This window comes from Parabacteroides leei (assembly GCF_023369805.1).
In the GTDB taxonomy this organism is placed as follows: domain Bacteria; phylum Bacteroidota; class Bacteroidia; order Bacteroidales; family Tannerellaceae; genus Parabacteroides; species Parabacteroides leei.
Genome location: NZ_JAMBQG010000001.1, coordinates 839,566 through 858,034 on the forward strand (window position 1 = coordinate 839,566; position 18,469 = coordinate 858,034).

14 protein-coding genes are annotated in these 18,469 nt (G+C 45.3%); 7 read left to right on the forward strand and 7 right to left on the reverse strand.

Annotated elements, in window-relative coordinates:
• Positions 1–5 precede the first annotated feature (5 nt).
• The 5 genes from pyrI to M1P97_RS03420 all read right to left on the reverse strand — a co-directional run bounded on the left by pyrI (position 6) and on the right by M1P97_RS03420 (position 6,728).
• Positions 6–470, reverse strand: coding sequence for an aspartate carbamoyltransferase regulatory subunit (gene pyrI / locus M1P97_RS03400; RefSeq protein WP_129733176.1), 465 nt, complete (start codon positions 468–470; stop codon positions 6–8).
• A gap of 14 nt (positions 471–484) precedes the next feature.
• Positions 485–1,399: an aspartate carbamoyltransferase gene (gene pyrB / locus M1P97_RS03405; RefSeq protein WP_075557845.1), complete on the reverse strand. Its 915-nt coding sequence runs from the start codon at positions 1,397–1,399 to the stop codon at positions 485–487.
• A 68-nt stretch (positions 1,400–1,467) separates the two neighbouring features.
• The gene (locus tag M1P97_RS03410; RefSeq protein ID WP_249388362.1) at positions 1,468–3,162 is read right to left on the reverse strand and encodes an alkaline phosphatase; all 1,695 of its coding nucleotides are present in this window, start codon (positions 3,160–3,162) and stop codon (positions 1,468–1,470) included.
• Positions 3,163–3,182: 20 nt separating this feature from the next.
• Positions 3,183–4,358, reverse strand: coding sequence for a M24 family metallopeptidase (locus M1P97_RS03415; protein ID WP_249388363.1), 1,176 nt, complete (start codon positions 4,356–4,358; stop codon positions 3,183–3,185).
• A gap of 78 nt (positions 4,359–4,436) precedes the next feature.
• Positions 4,437–6,728, reverse strand: coding sequence for an ATP-binding cassette domain-containing protein (locus M1P97_RS03420; protein WP_249388364.1), 2,292 nt, complete (start codon positions 6,726–6,728; stop codon positions 4,437–4,439).
• A gap of 100 nt (positions 6,729–6,828) precedes the next feature.
• On the opposite strand from M1P97_RS03420, the gene M1P97_RS03425 reads away from it, so the two are divergent.
• Positions 6,829–7,308 (forward strand): DUF456 domain-containing protein, encoded by a 480-nt coding sequence (locus tag M1P97_RS03425; RefSeq protein ID WP_195374253.1) that lies wholly within the window; start codon positions 6,829–6,831, stop codon positions 7,306–7,308.
• 43 nt (positions 7,309–7,351) lie between these two features.
• Here M1P97_RS03425 and M1P97_RS03430 read toward each other — a convergent pair whose 3' ends face one another.
• On the reverse strand, positions 7,352–7,858 hold the full coding sequence (locus M1P97_RS03430; protein ID WP_129733180.1) for a bacterioferritin: 507 nt from the start codon (positions 7,856–7,858) through the stop codon (positions 7,352–7,354).
• A 143-nt stretch (positions 7,859–8,001) separates the two neighbouring features.
• Here M1P97_RS03430 and M1P97_RS03435 point away from each other — a divergent pair, with 143 nt between their 5' ends.
• The 6 genes from M1P97_RS03435 to M1P97_RS03460 all read left to right on the forward strand — a co-directional run bounded on the left by M1P97_RS03435 (position 8,002) and on the right by M1P97_RS03460 (position 17,915).
• Positions 8,002–8,343: a hypothetical protein gene (locus M1P97_RS03435; protein WP_249388365.1), complete on the forward strand. Its 342-nt coding sequence runs from the start codon at positions 8,002–8,004 to the stop codon at positions 8,341–8,343.
• A gap of 45 nt (positions 8,344–8,388) precedes the next feature.
• On the forward strand, positions 8,389–10,581 hold the full coding sequence (locus M1P97_RS03440) for a DUF4838 domain-containing protein (RefSeq protein WP_195374251.1): 2,193 nt from the start codon (positions 8,389–8,391) through the stop codon (positions 10,579–10,581).
• A gap of 191 nt (positions 10,582–10,772) precedes the next feature.
• The gene (locus M1P97_RS03445) at positions 10,773–12,494 is read left to right on the forward strand and encodes a phosphoethanolamine transferase (RefSeq protein ID WP_249388366.1); all 1,722 of its coding nucleotides are present in this window, start codon (positions 10,773–10,775) and stop codon (positions 12,492–12,494) included.
• Between the two features lie 30 nt (positions 12,495–12,524).
• Positions 12,525–15,026: a hybrid sensor histidine kinase/response regulator gene (locus M1P97_RS03450; protein ID WP_249388367.1), complete on the forward strand. Its 2,502-nt coding sequence runs from the start codon at positions 12,525–12,527 to the stop codon at positions 15,024–15,026.
• A 343-nt stretch (positions 15,027–15,369) separates the two neighbouring features.
• Positions 15,370–16,545 carry a DUF418 domain-containing protein gene (locus M1P97_RS03455; RefSeq protein WP_249388368.1) on the forward strand — a complete coding sequence of 392 codons (1,176 nt, stop codon included), beginning with the start codon at positions 15,370–15,372 and terminating at the stop codon, positions 16,543–16,545.
• 50 nt (positions 16,546–16,595) lie between these two features.
• On the forward strand, positions 16,596–17,915 hold the full coding sequence (locus M1P97_RS03460; protein ID WP_249388369.1) for a sigma-54-dependent transcriptional regulator: 1,320 nt from the start codon (positions 16,596–16,598) through the stop codon (positions 17,913–17,915).
• Here M1P97_RS03460 and M1P97_RS03465 read toward each other — a convergent pair.
• On the reverse strand, positions 17,912–18,376 hold the full coding sequence (locus M1P97_RS03465) for a TspO/MBR family protein (protein ID WP_249388370.1): 465 nt from the start codon (positions 18,374–18,376) through the stop codon (positions 17,912–17,914). The two genes, M1P97_RS03460 and M1P97_RS03465, sit on opposite strands and share 4 nt — an antisense overlap.
• Positions 18,377–18,469 lie beyond the last annotated feature (93 nt).

An 18,469-nucleotide genomic window follows, 5' to 3' on the forward strand; every position in this document is an offset into this window, starting at 1 on the left:
ATTATTTATTTAATAATGATATCTTCTTTGTTGATCTTACGTTCGCAATAATGACATTTGATCGTGCCTTTTTCCTTGTCGATTACCTCGAAACGACTTGGCATCGGTTCGTTATTGGTGATACATTTCGGATTGTTACATTTTACCAGTCCAACCAGTTCGTCCGGCAAAGTGACCGTTTTCTTTTCTACAACCTCGTAATCACGGATAATGTTCAGGATCACTTTAGGAGCGATCAGGGCGATACGGTTGATCTCATCTTCTTCAAAGAATTTATCGGAGATCTTGATCACACCTTTACAACCCATTTTATTGCTGTGGAAATTGTTTCCGATCGTGATTGTGTTATCCATATTTTCAAGTCCCAGTAACTTGGCTACTTTAAATAATTGGCTGGGGGGGATATGGTCGATAGCAGTTCCGTTCTCTAAAGCGGCTACCTGCAATTCTTTTTTCTTTTCTGCTGACATAACGATTATCAGAATTAAATATTGATACCTAAAACTTCACAAATAATAGCCTGGCGGGCAAACAATCCGTTGCGTGCCTGCTGGATGTAGTAGGCCTTCGGATTATCGTCTACATCATAGGCGATTTCGTTGACGCGGGGTAGCGGGTGAAGTATGCGAAGGTTTTCACGACTATTTTCCAGCATCTTGTTACGCAGGATATATACATTCTTAACCCGTTCGTATTCTTCCAAATCGGTGAAACGTTCGCGTTGTACGCGTGTCATGTAAAGAATATCTGTCTGGTTGATCACTTCTTCATCGAAGGTGGTATGTTCGTAATATTTGATACCGTGTTCGTCGCAGAAGTTCTTGTATTCGTCCGGCATGCGAAGTTCGTCCGGCGCCACGAAATGAAAAGTAGGATTGAAGTGCGACATGCCGACGATCAGTGAGTGTACCGTACGGCCGTATTTCAGGTCGCCTACCATCGTAATATTGAGATCGGTCAGTTTTCCTTGTGTCTTTTGGATCGAATAGAGATCGAGCATCGTCTGCGAGGGATGCTGGTTGGCTCCGTCTCCTGCATTGATGATTGGAATATCTGTTACTTCCGATGCGTAGCGGGCTGCCCCTTCCAGATGATGTCTCATGATGATGAGGTCTACATAGTTGCTTACCATCAGGATCGTATCTTTCAGCGTTTCGCCTTTTGAAGAGCTTGTGGTCGAAGCATCCTGAAATCCGACAACCCGTCCGCCCAGGCGGTTAACAGCTGTTTCAAAGCTCAATCGCGTACGGGTAGAAGGTTCAAAAAACAGGGTCGCAGCCACTTTCCCTTCCAGTAACTTTCGGTTCGGGTTCTCCTCAAACTTCCTGGCGTTATCCAGAATACGAAGAATGTCCTCTTTGGTACATTGATCGATAGAAACTAAACTTTTACTTTTCATTTTGTGTATAATCTTCTTTTATGCAAAAGTATAAAAAAAGCGGAGACTGAATAGCCTCCGCTTCGTTTTTATTTAAGATATTCAACCAGCTTTTCCGGAAGGTAGAATGTATTGTTCTTATCGACGTAGACAACGACTGAATTGAGCCGGATTTCTTCCTGGCCTTTTTTGCCGATTGTTATGATATTACTGAACGGTGTAATGTTCAATTGTTTCTTTTTATTCTTTACAACCAGTGTCGGTGAACCTTTTTCTTCTTTGGCCGGAATGATCTCGCATTTGTAGTCTTCGAACACTTCTGTATGGGGGGCGAAGTTCTCTGCTGTCAGTTCGTCCAATTTGTCGCGATCCATGCCGAACAGGGCGCACAGGTAGGCATTCAGTTCGATATTGGTATGCATACCGATCGGCAGGCTGGCTTTGTCGGGGTGGTAGGCTGCCAGGAAAACATCTTCACCGGTATGGCCGCCGGTTGTAAATCCGAAGCAGGTTTTTGATGTAAGCAGTTTCGACATGAAAGAGGTCAGCGAACCACTGTACAGTGATCCTTTACCTTCTGTTGCACGTTCGCTTTCAGGGATCGGGCTGTTTTTGTAGTCTTTGCAATGGTTCAGGGCGTCCAGTTCTTCGGCTGTCAGTTCAAATCCGGCATATTTGCGGAAGATGTTCTGTACTTCTGAATTAGGTTCGCTGTTTACTTTTTTAGCAAAACCTTCTGCTGTCAGTTTATAGAGGGAGAATTGATGGAACAACTGATCCTTTGTTAATTTGTCGTAGCCAGGGCAACTGTAGCTACCGATGCTGATGCCGCTGTTTCCGTGGTCTGGAACCATGATAACGGCTGTTTCACCATTCTGGCGGGCAAACTCGAGTGCAGCACCGCAGGCACGGTCGTAAGCCAGCATATCCGTAGCCATGCCGACAGGGTCGTTTGCGTGAGCGGCCCAGTCTACTTTGCTACCTTCTACCATCAGGAAGAAGCCTTCCGGATTTTTGGACAGCTTTTTGATGGCGATACGGGTCATTTCTTCCAATGAAGGCTGTTGAGCCGGGTCGCGGTCGAGGTCGTAAGCCATTTCGCGGTCAGCGAACAAAGCCCACATATTATTGCCGTTATAGTTGCGCATGCCGTTGATGTCGTTTTTGAATACACCGTATCCGTTACCTTTCAGATAGGCTTCACTTTCTTCCGGAAGGAGGGAAGCGCCGCCGCCGATCACTACGTTCAGATCGTTATGAGCCATCTGCGGAGCGATCCATTCGTATTTGCCACGGTTGTAGCTATGAGCGGAACAGTCTGCCGGAGTAGCGTGAGGAAATTCGCAGGTGAAAACAAGACCGGTCGATTTGCCTTGTGTCATTTTTGCGGCTTCCAATACAGTTGTAAGTGGCTGGAAAGCACGTTTGGGATCAGTAGGATAGATATCGTTGTTTCCGTCATTTTCCGGATAAGTAGATACATAACCGGTGCGGCTCGGATAACCTGTCATATAGCAGGAAGTAGTCGGAGCAGAGTCACCGATCGGAGCGTTCGAAGAGTGCGTACGTACAGTACCGCACAGATACGGGTCCAGATTCAGGTTGGGTTTGTCAGGGTTGGTGTACCATTGCAACCAGCGTGCCATAGAAACGGTAGCCAGTGAAGTTCCGTCCGGTATGAGAAGGATAATGTTCTTGACCGGTTTTACATTTTCTACATCTGCAGCTTTTGCCGGCATAATGATGAATGCCAGTAGAAGCAGAAAAGTAATCGTCTTTTTCATGTGCTTTTATTGTTTATTAATTAATGTAATTGAATGATCTCTTCTTCGAAATGAGTCAGTTTTTCGATGCCTGTATCCGTAACCAGAAAACTGTTTTCGATACCGACGGCTCCTACCCCCGGAATGACGAATTTAGGTTCGAGGGCGAATACCATATTCGGTTGCAGTTCTTCTTTGGAGCGGGGTGTCAGTACCGGAAGCTCGTTGATCTGGATGCCGATGCCGTGTCCGACAAATTTGGCTTGTTGTTTGGTCCCCATAAAGTTACCAGCAAATCCTTCTTTCCCTGCGATACCGGTTGCGATGTTATATAATTCCGAACAAACGACACCCGGACGGGCAACATTTTCTATTTCGTTTTGTATCGTTAATGAAGTCTGGTGCGCACGATAAGCCTCTTCCGTTAGTTTACCGACCGAGAAAACGCGGGTCATGTCGGTCATATAAGGCGTATAATTACCTGCCATATCCACCATGATGGCTGTCCCCTCTTTCAGGATCGTACCGTTGGCTCCGAGCGGGCAGGAAGCGTCCATGCCGCTGCCTCCCAGGGCGAAGTCGAAAGGAGAAGGGGCTTCGGCGTTCTCACCTGCCAGGATACTTCCCATAAAGATATCCATGTTGGCTCCGAAAGCGCGGAAGATTCCGATCGAACCGTTCTGGCGCATACGTCTTTCTATTTCATACTGAAATTCGAGATCTGTCATTCCCGGACGGAAACATTCGGTAACTTCCGAGTATGTCTTGGCGTGCTTTTCGGCAGAGATGCGGAACTGCGAGATTTCCCACGGCGTTTTGATCTCGCGCAAGGTTCTCATCAGGGCGGTCGCATTGCCTGTTTCTTTCGGGTTGAATATGGATTCCAGGCGGATATAATCGTTGTAGGTTAGCTCGTCGGCTTCCAGCAGCAACTTTTCCGGCATCTTAATGCCACGGGCGGCAAATATCTCGGCTATTTGTTCCGGCTTGCGGATATATTCGATGTGATCGTCATTCAATCCGTTCGGGCGTTTGACGAAAAACCAGGGAGCTCCTTCTGCGGGCAGATAGAAATATCCGCTGAAAATCCGTCCGGTTGTATAATACAGGTTAACATCTACACTAAGCAGGCAGGCATCTGCATGTTGTATTTGCATTGCCTGTTGTATACGACCCCATTTGAGTTGCAGGTCGTCGATCAGTTCTTTTTGTATCATCTCCAACTTTTATTTTTATGTGGCTTCAAAGGTATTAAAATCTACCGGGAAAAGGAAGATTCGGTTATTAAATCTTGATTAAGATTTCCTGTTTCCCGGCAATTCCGCTTTCAGATAATTAGCTGTAATGGAAGATGGGTAAGAGAGCATTTGCTGTGGTGTTCCTTGAAAAATAAGTTTTCCGCCCATTTCTCCGCCTCCCGGGCCCAATTCGATCACATAGTCGGCAGCTTTCAGTACATCCAGGTTGTGCTCTACCAGGAAGATCGTATTGCCTTGCTCTACCATGGAACCGAACAGCTCGATAATGTGCCGGATATCTTTCACATGCAGACCGTCGGTCGGCTCGTCCAGTACGTATATTTTGCCCCGGCTGTCGAGGTACGATGCCAGCTTTACACGTTGCAGTTCTCCTCCGGATAATGTAGAAAGGGATTGGTTCAGATGCAGATACCCCAATCCGACCTGCATGAGTGGCAGCAGCTTCTTTTCAATAATAGTCCCGGCAAAGCGGAGGGATGCTTTCCGCACGGTTAAATCCATGGCTTCGGCTATATTGATACCTTCCACTTCATATTGCAAGGCTTCCGGCGAGTAACGTAAACCACCGCATGCTTCACAAACCGTTTCTATCGCATCCATAAAAGCCATATCCGATACGATTACCCCTTTCCCTCCGCAGACAGGGCAACCGCCTTTCCCATTGAAAGAGAATGTGCTTAAGCCGGCACCACTCTTTTGTGCGAAAATCTTTCGGATGTCATCCGCTACTCCCAGATAGGTAGCAGGCGTCGAACGCAGGCTAATACCGATATTCTTCTGGCTGATATAGATAACCTCTTCCGGGCAGGCTTTACGGAAACATTCCATCAGGGAACTTTTTCCCGACCCGGCAACTCCGGCGATGACGCTCAGAACTCCCATCGGAAGTTTGATGGTCAGGTCTTTTAGGTTATGTTCGTTGGCATGTTCGAGTGTGAACCAGCCTGACGGTTGCCGGAGATTTTGCTTTAACGGTACTTTTTCGGCTATCATCTTTCCGGTCTGTGTGCCGCTTTTCAGCAAACCTTCGTAATCTCCTTCGTACAGGATATTGCCGCCATCCATTCCTGAACCCGGCCCCATGTCGACGATATGATCGGCTATTTGTATCATTTCCTTGTGATGTTCGACAAGAAGAACGGTGTTGCCGTGGTCGCGCAGTTTGCGGACAGATGCTTTCAATAGGTGAATGTCGTGGCTATGCAGTCCGACACTCGGTTCGTCCAGGATGTAAAGCATGTCGCACAGCGACGAGTTGATGTATTTGGCAATTTTGCACCGTTGCGCTTCCCCGCCCGAGAGAGTTCCCATGCTCCGGTCTAGTGTCAGGTAACTCAGTCCGATCTCTACCAACGCCGCTAGCCGTCCGCTGATAGATTGTTTTATATCGTAGGCGATAGGATCTTGTATGGTGTTTAACCATTCGATAATATCAGGGATGGCCATCCGGGTGACTTCGGCTATATTTTTCCCGTTGATGCGGCAAGACAATACGGTCTGGTTGAGGCGCGTCCCTCCGCAATCCGGACAGACTCCCATTGTCAGCATGGGGTCGAGCAGTTTCTGGTGAACCTTACCCTCCTCCGAATTGATAATGCTTCGGTACATACGGACAACGAGCCCCTCATATTTGGCTGTCTTGGGCCAGTTTGCCGGTGCGTTTTTCAGCTTGATACTTGGAGAATACAGGAATAGTTCCAACTCTTCCGGCGAGTAATCTTTTATTTTCTTGTCGAGGTCGAACAGCCCTGTATTGGCATAACGTATCCAGCGCCATTCACCGGGCTTGAATGCTACATAATTGATCACTCCGTCTTCATTCAGTGATTTGTTGAAATCGACCAACTTGTGTATATCCAACTCCCTGATCTCGCCGAGCCCGTCACACCGGGTACATCTGCCCTGCGGATGGTTGAAAGAAAAAGTGTCTGAATAGCCGACAAACGGTTTCCCGACACGTGAGAACAACAATCTCAATAAAGAGTAGGTATCCGTGTAAGTTCCAACGGTAGAACGTGCATTGGGCGCAGGTTTTCGCTGGTCGATTACGATGGCTACCGGCAGATGTTCTATCTTATCCACATGCGGACGTCCGTATTTGGGCAGATACTGCTGGACAAAGCTCGGAAAGGTCTCGTTCAGTTCCCTCCGTGATTTGGCGGCAATCGTATCGAGTACCAACGACGATTTCCCGGAGCCGGAGACTCCAGTGAAAATACTGATCTGTTTCTTCGGGATATTCAGTGAAACATGTTTCAGATTATTTTCGTGTGCACCTTCTATAATAATATATTCTTCTTCAGAACTGTTTATATCATTCGTCATCATCTGTATTCATTCTGTATCGACTCGCAAATATCGGGTGAAAAATCCTCACAACAAAATACTTTTCATATCTTTGACCGGATTCTGGTTTAATAAATTACGAATGGATATCTTTTTAATTGTTATTGGGGCTATTTGCCTGCTGGTCGGATTTGCCGGATGTTTTTTGCCGGTCTTACCGGGACCACCTTTGTCTTATCTGGGACTTCTGTTACTCCACTTTACGGACAAAGTACAGTTTACGGTTACGCAACTGGCCGTTTGGGGCGTTTTAGTTGTCGTTGTACAGTTGCTGGATTATATAACTCCGGTACTGGGTTCCAAATATGGCGGCGGCAGTAAATGGGGAAGCTGGGGGTGTGTGATCGGGACGATTGCCGGTATATTTATTTTTCCTCCCTGGGGCATCCTGTTCGGCCCGTTTGCAGGAGCCGTGATCGGCGAATTGCTAGGTGGCAAAAAGTCATTCGAAGCTTTTAAGGCGGGGATAGGTGCATTTGCCGGATTCCTGCTTAGTGTGGTTGCGAAGATATCGCTTTGCGGATATTTCGTCTACTGCTTTATAAAAGCACTGATTGTATAAATAAAGAGAGGTTCATTCAAACCTCTCTTTATTTTTTCTATAATTATTCGGCAGGAGTTCCACCGGAAGAAATGATCTTGCTGCGTTCGATTGACTGCAAAGCCAGATAATTCGCTCCGAAGTTTTCCATGTTTTCAATTTCTGTTTCGAACTGGTCCAGATGGCCTTCTTCTTCGATAACCAAGCCTTCGAAAACTTTCTTGGTGGCAGAGTCTGCATGTTGAGCACATTCGTTTGCCCATGCATTGTAATCGTCTACACTTCCGGTTTCCATCTGAGCTGCTTTTTCAAGCATTGCTTTTACATCGTGAATTTTTTCTACGGGGGCTGAACATTTCATTTCTACTTCACCTTTCAGGAACAGGATACGTTCTGCCAGACGTTCCACATGCATCATTTCTGTGATGGCTGTGCGTTTGAAAAGGCTTGACAACAGGTCGTATCCCATGTCATCCAAGCGAAAATGAAAATACATGTACTGGTTAACAGCTGTCATTTCATCGGCTACTGCTTTATTCAGCAGTTCAATACTTTTCTCTCTTTTAATCATAATGCGTTAATTTAAAATTCGATTATAATAAATTGCCCTTGTTTTAATGGCTGTAAAGTTAATAGATTTATTAATATTATTTAGAAAGGGGGGAAAGAATATTCGTTATCTTTGTATAGACAAAATCAATAAAAAAAGATAGAATGACAAAGATACAGGAATTTCTGGCTGCGTTGCCGGAAGACAAAAAGGCCTTATTCGTTCCGGTGTTCGGTAATGTGGACAAGTTTTATACTGTTGTATATCTCGTTACTCGTAACGAGCATATAACAGATCAGGAAAAACCGGAGCGTTATGAAGACCGCCTGCAGGTGATCCGGCAGGTAAAAAGTAAATTGGAAGCATTGGTTTCTTCTTATGGACTGGCCGGGGAAGAGATTGTAGCCGATATTGCCAGCGACTATTTTGAAGATTATGTAAATTACAAGGAACCGGAGTTCGATATCACGAACGAAGAGTTTATAGGCATCATACAAAAGCTGTAAATTCCGGTATTATAATACTTACTTATATTCTAAACAAATTCAATTATGAGAATCTTAAATCTATGTACATTATCTCTTTTATTGATAACGCCTTGCCTGAATGCCCAGGTGACGGTAGTAAAAGACAGTAAACCTGTTTCACGTATTCTGGTGGAAAAAGGCGGTGAGGTCGATAACGATGCCGCACTTCTTCTACAGGATTTTGTGAAACGGATAAGCGGTGCCACGTTGCCGGTATTCAACGATAAGACTCCCCGCAAAGGTGATATCGTGATCGGTGGAAAAGATGTGTCCGGCCTGACGGAAGACGGATTCCGTCTGCAGACCGATAATGGTATTGTATATATCAGTAGCGGTGGTGATAAAGGTTCCGTTTATGGAGTGGTCACTCTTTTGGAAGACTATCTGGGGGTTGCTTATTATGGAGCAAATGCTTATACGCTGACGGAAAATCCGACCGTCGTGATCCCGGAATTGAACAGGGCCGAGAATCCGGCATTCCGTTACCGCCAAAGCCAATGTTATGCGATACATGAAGATCCGGTTTATAAACAATGGTTTCGTTTCGAAGAACCTTCCGAAGTATTTGCCGGTGGCTTATGGGTGCATACTTTCGACCGGATCCTGCCATCCGATGAATACGGTACATCCCATCCGGAATATTATTCCTTCATTAATGGCGAACGCCGTCCCGGAAAAGCCAGCCAGTGGTGTCTGACCAATCCTGAAGTATTTGAACTGGTATCCTGGAAGGTCGATTCGATCTTTAAGGCCAACCCTGGAAAGAGTATGATCTCTATCAGTCAGAACGACGGTAACTATACGAATTGCAGTTGCCCGGAATGTAAAGCGCTGGACGAGCAGGAGGGAGGCCCTTCCGGCAGCCTGATCCATTTCCTGAATAAGCTGGCTGCCCGTTTTCCGGATAAGGAGTTTTCCACCTTGGCTTATCTGTATACTATGCATCCCCCAAAGCATGTTAAACCTTTGCCGAATGTCAATATTATGCTTTGTGATATCGATTGCGATCGCGAGGTTCCCCTTACCGATAATGCTTCGGGTCGGGATTTTATGAAGGCGATGGAAGGTTGGTCCGCCATCAGTAATAATATATTTGTATGGGATTATGGTATTAATTTTGACAATTACGTATCTCCGTTCCCGAATTTCCCGATCCTGCAAAAAAATATCCAACTGTTCAAGGAGCACCATGCAACCATGCACTTCTCGCAGATCGGAGGATCAAAAGGAGGCGATTTCCCGGAAATGCGTGCCTATATGGTCAGCAAGCTGATGTGGAACCCTTATCAGAATGCCGATTCATTGATGCGTGCGTTTATGGATGGCTATTACGGAGCGGCATCGCCTTATATTTACCAATATGAGAAATTGTTGGAAGGGGGACTGCTTGCCAGCAAACAACGTCTCTGGATATACGACTCTCCGGTTACACATAAAGATGGCATGTTGAATGCCAATTGCCGCAAGCGTTATAACCAATTGTTCGACCAGGCTGAACAGGCTGTGATGGCCGATCCTGTTTTGCTGAAACGTGTACAGATATCCCGTCTGCCTCTGCAATATGCGGAGTTGGAGATCGCGCGGGCCGAAGGCAATCACGATCTGAATGAGATCAAAGCCAAGCTGACCCTGTTTGATGAACGTACCCGCGAATTCGGGATACCGACATTGAATGAACGTAAAAACTCACCTGCCGATTATTGTCGGTTATATGCTGAACGCTATCTGCCCGGTAAAGAAAAGAACCTGGCAAAAGGAGCTAAGGTGATCTGGATACAGGAACCGACGGGTAAATATAAGGCTTTGGGAGAAACAGCTCTGACCGACGAGCTGTTTGGCGGTACAACTTTTGTGGAAAGTTGGGTAGGATGGGAAGGTATGGACGGTGCCTTTATTCTTGATTTGGGGAAGGATACCTTGTTCAGCTCGATAGAAAGCGATTTTCTCCACCAACTGGGACAATGGATATTGCTGCCTGAAAAAGTTACTTATTCAATCTCTTCCGACAACAATACCTGGCAGCCGTTCGGTGAGAAGAACTTGCCGGAAGACCGTTCCGTACAAGTGAAATTTGTCGGTGTGAAATGTGATAAACCTTCACCTGTATCCGGTCGGTATATAAAGGTCGAGATTGTAGGTACTAAAATATGTCCGTCCTGGCATTATGGTGTCGGATATCCGTCCTGGTTCTTCCTGGATGAGGTTACAGTACATTAAGTCAATGTATCTTTTATTAATCTTGGGATGAAACTTTATTGAAATATAGACTTAATATCAATGAAATAACTTTTTTTGTATCAGGTTAGCATGACTATGTGCTGAATAACACCTACTTTTGTGGTTCGCCCGGTGATTAATCCGGGCGGCAAATAAAAGAATAGTTGTTTTTTGGTATATACACTACATTGATGAGTTATTTTATAAAGTTGAGGGATTGGTTTACTTCCCAGAAGCACTTATTGTTTCTGTTTGCATTATTGTTTATCATTCCTAATTGTGTATTGTTTTTTACGGAGCCTTTGCCAATAACGGTGGGGATTGCTTCTTTAATTCTGCCGTATGCCTTTTGGGTGGCTTTGCTTCTGCTGGCGCGTAAACCAGGAATAGTAGTCTGGTGCCTGTTACCTAAAGTTATTCTGGATGGCGGCCAGCTGGTCCTTCTCCATCTTTTTGGTGAATCGGTCATTGCTGTGGATATGTTTTTGAACCTGACCAGTTCGACAGCCTCTGAAGCCAGCGAGCTACTGGGGAATATCTTTCTGGTCATTATAGGAGTCTTTTTCTTTTATACATTACCCACGCTATTATTGGCTACCTGGTCTATCCGGCTGAAAGAAAAGCTGACCGGTGATTTTCGCAGGAAATGGGCGATAAGGAGCCTCGCCGTTTTCGCATTGGGGATTATTCTGTGCCTGCTTGCTCCGATACAGGGACATAACGTCTCCTTGAAAGATGATTTTTATCCGGGAAATGCACTTTATAACCTTTTCTTCGCGATCAATAAAGCGGAGAAGAACAGCAACTACCATATTACTTCGGCCGATTTTACCTTTAATGCCACGAAGCCGGTACAGGCCGACGGCAAGCGGGAGATTTATGTATTGGTAGTGGGCGAAACTTCGCGTGCTATGGAATGGAGTTTATACGGTTACGAACGCAAAACGACTCCCCGGATGGAGAAGCTGGACGGGTTGGTGCACTTCACCGATGTTGTCACCCAATCTAATAATACACATAAGAGTGTTCCTATTATCCTGTCGGCTGCCAGTGCGGAGGACTACGGCGTTATTTACGACGAAAAAAGTATCGTAACCGCTTTTAAGGAAGCCGGTTTCCATACGGTTGTGATTGCCAATCAGAACCTCAATACTTCGATGATCGGTGCATTCTACCGCGAAGCCGATACCTTTATCGATATGAGCCAGTTCAAGACAGGATCTTCCTATCTGACATCTTTGCATGATGGCGCACTGCTTCCTTACCTGCAAAAAGAGTTGGATAAAACGGACGGTAATCTTTTCTTTGTGATCCATACATACGGGTCGCATTTCAATTATCATGAACGTTACCCGAAGGAATTTGCATTCTATACACCCGATAAGGCGGAGGGAATCCGTGCCGCTTACAAGACGCAGTTACGTAATGCATACGATAATTCGATCCATTATACCGACTATGTCCTGGGAGAGATCACCGATATGCTTGCTAAAACGAATGCCTGTGTGTCGATGCTTTACCTGAGTGATCACGGCGAAGATATTTTTGACGACAGCCGGGCCCGTTACTTGCATGCATCGCCCATTCCGACCTATTATCAGTTGCATATACCTTATATAATATGGTTTTCGGAAGCGTATCGTGCCGCCTACCCGGAGAAGTATCAAATAGCTATGTCCCATAGTACTTTACCTGTCAGCACGAACAGCGTGTTCCATACAGTGCTCGATATTGCCGGAGTGTGCACTCCGGTAGTCGATTCGACACTGGCTGTGTCGAATGCCGCCTTTACGGTCCGCGACCGCATGTACCTTGGAGATCATGACGATCCAGTTCCTTTCTGGAAGATCGGATTAAAGAATGCCGACTTTGTTATGTTGGATAAATGGGGTATTGTTTACGATAAAGATTGATATTCCGTTACAAACATTTATCTTTGTTCCGTGGCTGAACAAAGTGGACATATAACTCTCAAAGTGATCATAGGATATCTGCTATTGGTAACAATTGCAGTATGTTCGGTTATCTATATCTATCAGATCGTGGAACAGGTGGCAGGTGAAGAAGAACCTGACAGCAAAGCCCGTCAGAAAGTTTATCTTGTGACGAATACTTTATCTCTTCTTTACGAAAGCGAAGCGATGGGGCAACTTATTGGCATGCCTCAAAATGATGTAGCCCACTTTAACAGAACTCTGAATAAGGCGCATCGCAACATGGATTCTTTACGGGTACTGATTACAGATTCCGTCCAGTTGCTGAAGATCGACACGATCGATATGCTACTCAGGCGGAAACGACTGAATACAAAACGCTTGCTCGAAACATGGAAAGAAACTAATGTAGAACATTTGTATACGGTCAATATAGAAAAGGTCATAGCTGAACAGGATACGATTATCGAACAGAAGGAGATCAAAGAACATGTCGTTATCAAGCAGGATACTGTTTTATCTCCTAAGAAAACCAAAGGTTTTTTCCGTCGTCTGGCCGATGCTTTTTCACCGGGTAAGGCAGACACCAGTATTATTGTCAATACCACCCGCCAGGTCGTGACCGATACTTTGGTAACGGCCTACAATCCTTCCGATACAATTGTAAGTGTCCTGAAAAGCTTGCAGGACAGTGTAGCCGGACAACGTAAGTTACTGGTTGAACAGTTGCTCGACCGTGCGGCTAACCTACGTTATAATAATAGTGTCATAACCAGCAAAATCAACCAGATTCTGCGTGATATAGAAGAAGAGGAAGTGAATGTATCGATTGAGCGTATGCAGAACAAACAGGAACTGCTGCGTGATACATCCAGATCGATTGCCGGTATTGCCATTGTTGCGGTTGTTGTACTGATCATCTTCATATTCATGATCACGCGGGATATATCGAAAAGTAAGTACTACCGGATGCAGTTGGAAAAGGCCAAGCAATATGCGGAGGACCTGCTCCACAGCCGGGAGAAGATGATGCTGACGATCAGTCATGATATCCGTGCCCCGCTCTCGTCTATCATCGGTTATATAGACCTGTTGATGAGAAGGCATCCCGACGAAAGGCAGCAATATTATCTGGAAAACATGTCCGGATCGGCTGGGCATATCCTTTCTCTGGTGAACGACTTATTGGATTTCCATCGTCTTGAATCCGGACAGATGGAGATACAGCAGATACCATTTAGCGTGTCGACTTTGTTCAATGAGATCTATACCAGTTTCCGCCCGATAGCCGAAGCGAAGTCGCTGGAATTTGTCTTGAACCTGAAAGAGGAGGGTAGCGATAAGTTGTATGTCAGCGATCCTATCCGTATTCGCCAGGTGGTAGGCAACCTGCTGTCGAATGCCATCAAGTTTACCCGCGAAGGAAGGGTTGTGATGGTTGTCTCCGTCAATGTCCTTATCGGCAACAGCGCGCAGTTGAATGTGATTGTGAGCGATTCCGGTCCCGGTATCCCGGAGGAAGAGCAGGAGCGTATTTTTGGTGAATTTACCCGTCTCTCCGTAAGCGAAAAGGCGGAAGGGTTCGGTCTGGGGTTATCCATCACCCGAAAGATGACAGTCTTGATGGGTGGTTCTCTTTCGCTAAAGAGCATTGTCGGCAAAGGGTGTGATTTTACGATCGAGCTTCCGATGACCGTGGCAGATGTGCAGGTGCTTCCTGCTGCCGAAGAATCGGTAGCCAAACTTGTAACACCCGTATTTTCCGGACGCGATATTTACTGCCTGCTGGTGGACGACGACCCGTTGCAACTGGCCCTTACAGAAGAATATTTGCGCCAGAACCATGTGGAAGTGATAAGCTGTACCGATCCGTTTGCCGTAACCGGTTTATTGGAGAAAAATACGTTCGATGTTATTATTACGGATATACAGATGCCCGGAATGGATGGTTTCCAACTGCTTGCGCAGATACGTTCTTCCTATATGCAGGGGATGGATAAGATCCCGGTAATCGCCCTTTCTGCCAGTGTGGAAAATGAGCACGATCATTATCTGGAATCCGGTTTTACAGGCTTTTTGAACAAACCTTTTACGGCTCGCCAGCTGATTACGTTATTGAATAAGTTGCTTTCGACAAAAATAGAAGTGACGACAGAGTTTAAATTCGATTCGCTTACAGCGTTTGCCGGCGAAGACAAGGATGCGTCCAATTCCATATTATCTACTTTCATCTATGAGACAGGAAAGAGCAATGATTTGTTGGAAGCCAGTTTGAATGAAGGCAACCGGGAGCAATCGGCAAGACTTTCCCATAAAATGGTCCCGTTGTTTACCATGTTGGGAGCAACCTCCCTGGTCGAAAAGCTAAGATCGATAGAAAAAAATGCACAGTCCATGGCGGAGGAAGAGTGGAGAAACCAGCTTTCCGAAGTAATCGCCGAAATAAAAAATATCATAGCCCAGGCTACCAGCCTGATACAGACCTTCCCCCTGTGTCAAAACGGGGTATGAAATTGTGGATTTTTTCTACAATTGTGTCCTCTTTTCTACAACTATATTGTTTTAATATTCCTGTTTGTTAGAACATTTTATCTTCCTTTTCTGTTAAGTTATAAGAGTTTATGAAATCAACGAAGCTCTTTTGCAGACTTTGGCATGAATTTCGTACTCCTATTATCAGAATCGTAAGTGGACGTTTCTACATTTAAACCGTTTAAAGCAAAAAAGATTATTTCTGAGTATTCTATTAAGTCTGCAAAACAAAAAAAGCATCTGTTGGGGGTGCTTTTTTTGTTTGGTGTAAGTTTGTTTGCTAAATTTGCGCTCATTAATAAAAAAAGACCAATAGAATACCATGGAGGATGAAATGCCACTCAAGCCGGCACGCATTGAAGTAGTCGACGCACTACGAGGTTTTGCCGTTATGGCAATTATGTTTTTACATAATATCGAACATTTTAATTTCTACGAATTCCCGGAAGCTACTTCCGAGTTCATGAAGTCGCTAAACACGAATGTCTGGGATACGCTGTTTTTCCTTTTCAGCGGAAAAGCGTATGCGATCTTTTCCCTCTTATTCGGTTTTAGCTTTTTCATTCAATATAACAACCAGGCCAAAAAAGGAAAAGACTTCCGCTTGCGTTTCCTGTGGCGATTGTTCCTGCTTTTCCTGATCGGCTGTTTCAACGGTGCATTTTTCCCCGGAGATATCCTTGTCTTGTATGCTATAGTAGGTGTTGTTCTTATCCCGGTCTGCCGGTGGAGCGACAGGGCTGTATTGATAACGGCTATTATATTGATGCTTCAGCCTGTAGAGTGGGCAAAGTTTTTCTATGCGATGAATAATCCGGAGTATGTGGCTACGCCGGGGCAATGGCTGGTACATCATAAAAATATGTATCCCTTTCTGAGCCAGCCCGATTTCTGGGCAATGGTGAAGTCGAATCTGTGGGATGGACAGCTTTTCAGCCTGTTGTGGGGATGGAGCCATGGCCGTTTCTTCCAGACAGCTTCCCTTTTCCTTATAGGTATGTTGATCGGGCGTCGCCGGCTGTTTGTCCATTTATCGGAGAACCGTAAATTCTGGCTTCGTACGTTGCTGATCGGATTTGTTTGTTTTATTCCTCTTTATTATCTGACGGCTGCTTTACCGGAACTGTTAACAAATAAGAGTATGTTGTCTCCAATGAATACGATCGTTTCCTCTTTCCGTAATTTCTCATTCATGTGTGTACTGGTCGCCCTCTTTGTCTTCCTGTGGCAACGGGTATCCGGTCATAAAGTATTATCTATTCTGGTACCTTATGGAAAGATGAGTCTGACTAACTATTTGAGCCAGTCTGTTATAGGGACATTTATCTATTTCGGCTATGGCCTGTCGCTGTACAATGTGTTGGGAGTCGCAGCTAGTTTCGGAGTCGGCATCTTGCTGTTTGTCCTTCAACTGGGATTTTGTCATTGGTGGTTAAAGAATCATAAACAGGGGCCGTTCGAAGGGGCCTGGCGTAAAGCGACCTGGATTTGTTCCTGATTTATACTTAAAATATATATCTTTGCCTACGGTTTAAATATAATTTAAGTATGCCATCAGTTCTTATAGTTGAAGATGATATAACTTTTTCTTTGATGCTCACGACCTGGTTAGGGAAGAAAGGCTTTGAGGTTAAGGCATTAAGCTCGGTTTCGGAGGCAAAGCGCCAGATTGAGAGTGCCAGCTACGACCTGATCTTGTCGGATCTGCGTTTGCCGGACGGTGATGGGATCGACTTATTGAAATGGGTAAAGGAAAAATACAACTCTTTACCTCTGATCATGATGACGAGCTATGCGGAGATACAGACCGCTGTGCAGGCCATCAAATTGGGGGCATCCGATTATATAGCCAAGCCGCTGAATCCGGAAGAGTTGCTGGGTAAGATCCGTGAGGTAGTAAAAGCACCTGCGGCGGAACATCCGGTTGCAAAAAAATCATCGGAAGGAAACACTTATATTGAGGGACAGAGCCTTGCTGCCCGTCAGTTGTTCGATCATGTCCGTCTGGTAGCTCCGACGGATATGTCCGTACTAATCACCGGGGCGAGCGGAACAGGTAAAGAATATATAGCCCGCCGTATTCACGAATTAAGTAACCGTAGTAAAGCTTCGTTTATCGCTGTCGATTGCGGGGCGATTCCTAAAGATCTGGCGGCTTCAGAGTTTTTCGGTCATGTGAAGGGATCATTTACCGGCGCAATAGATAATAAGACCGGTGCTTTTGTTGCTGCTCATGGAGGAACGATCTTCCTGGATGAAATCGGTAACCTGACCTATGAGGTGCAGGTGCAGTTACTTCGTGCCTTGCAGGAGCGCAAGGTCAAACCGATCGGTAGTAATGAGGAGATCGCCATTAACGTCCGGTTGATTTCGGCCACGAACGAAAATCTTCGTACTGCTATTGAAAAAGGAGATTTCCGGGAAGACCTCTATCATCGTATCAATGAGTTTACCATCCGTATTCCGGATCTGAAAGAGCGGAAAGAAGATTTGTTGCTTTTTGCTAATAATTTCCTCGATCAGGCGAATGCGGAACTTCAGAAAGACATTATCGGTTTCGACGGCGAGACGATCCGTCTCTTCCAGTCGTATTCATGGCCGGGTAACCTGCGCCAGATGAAAAACGTCATCAAGTATGCTACCCTTTTGGCTACCGGCCGGTATATCACCCGCCGCGAACTTCCCGAAGAGTTGACGGAAGCTCCGGAGAGGGACATCCGTATCCTTCTGAAGGACGAAACCCACGAATGTGAATTGATCAAACGAGCCCTTCAGGAATCCAACAACAACAAAACCCGCGCCGCCCAACTGTTGGGCATAGACCGGAAGACGCTTTATAATAAGTTGAAGTTGTATAATTTGGATTAATTATACATCAGCACATACCCATTCAGATAGGTAGCGAATAGTAGCCATATTACATAGGGGATGAATAAAAGAGAGCTTACCTTGTTTACGGGGTAACTCTTTAGGGTGTAGTTGATAACGAATATATCGAGCAATAGGATGTTGATGAATCCGATAAGCGGATTCTGGAAATAGAAGAAGCCGATGCTCCATGTAAAGTTGAAGAACAACTGCATGATGAATACTTTCACAAAGAATTGCTTTTGTTCTATTGCTGAATTAATGATCAGTCCGATCGAGATGCCCATACATAAATAAATGATACTCCAGGCTATTGGAAAGACGATATTAGGAGGGGTGAGTGCCGGCTTGATTAAAGTCGGATACCAGTTCTTTATTGCGTCAGCCTGAAAGTAGCTGGCAGTAAGCCCTATAAAGAAACAAACCAGAATAGGGATAATGATGGATAATACTTTTCTCATGATCGTTTGCTTTTCTTATGGTATAACAAAGTGCGAAACCTCTTTGTTGTCGGAAAACATCTGGAAGGTTAAAGTAGAAAACAATCCTCCTGA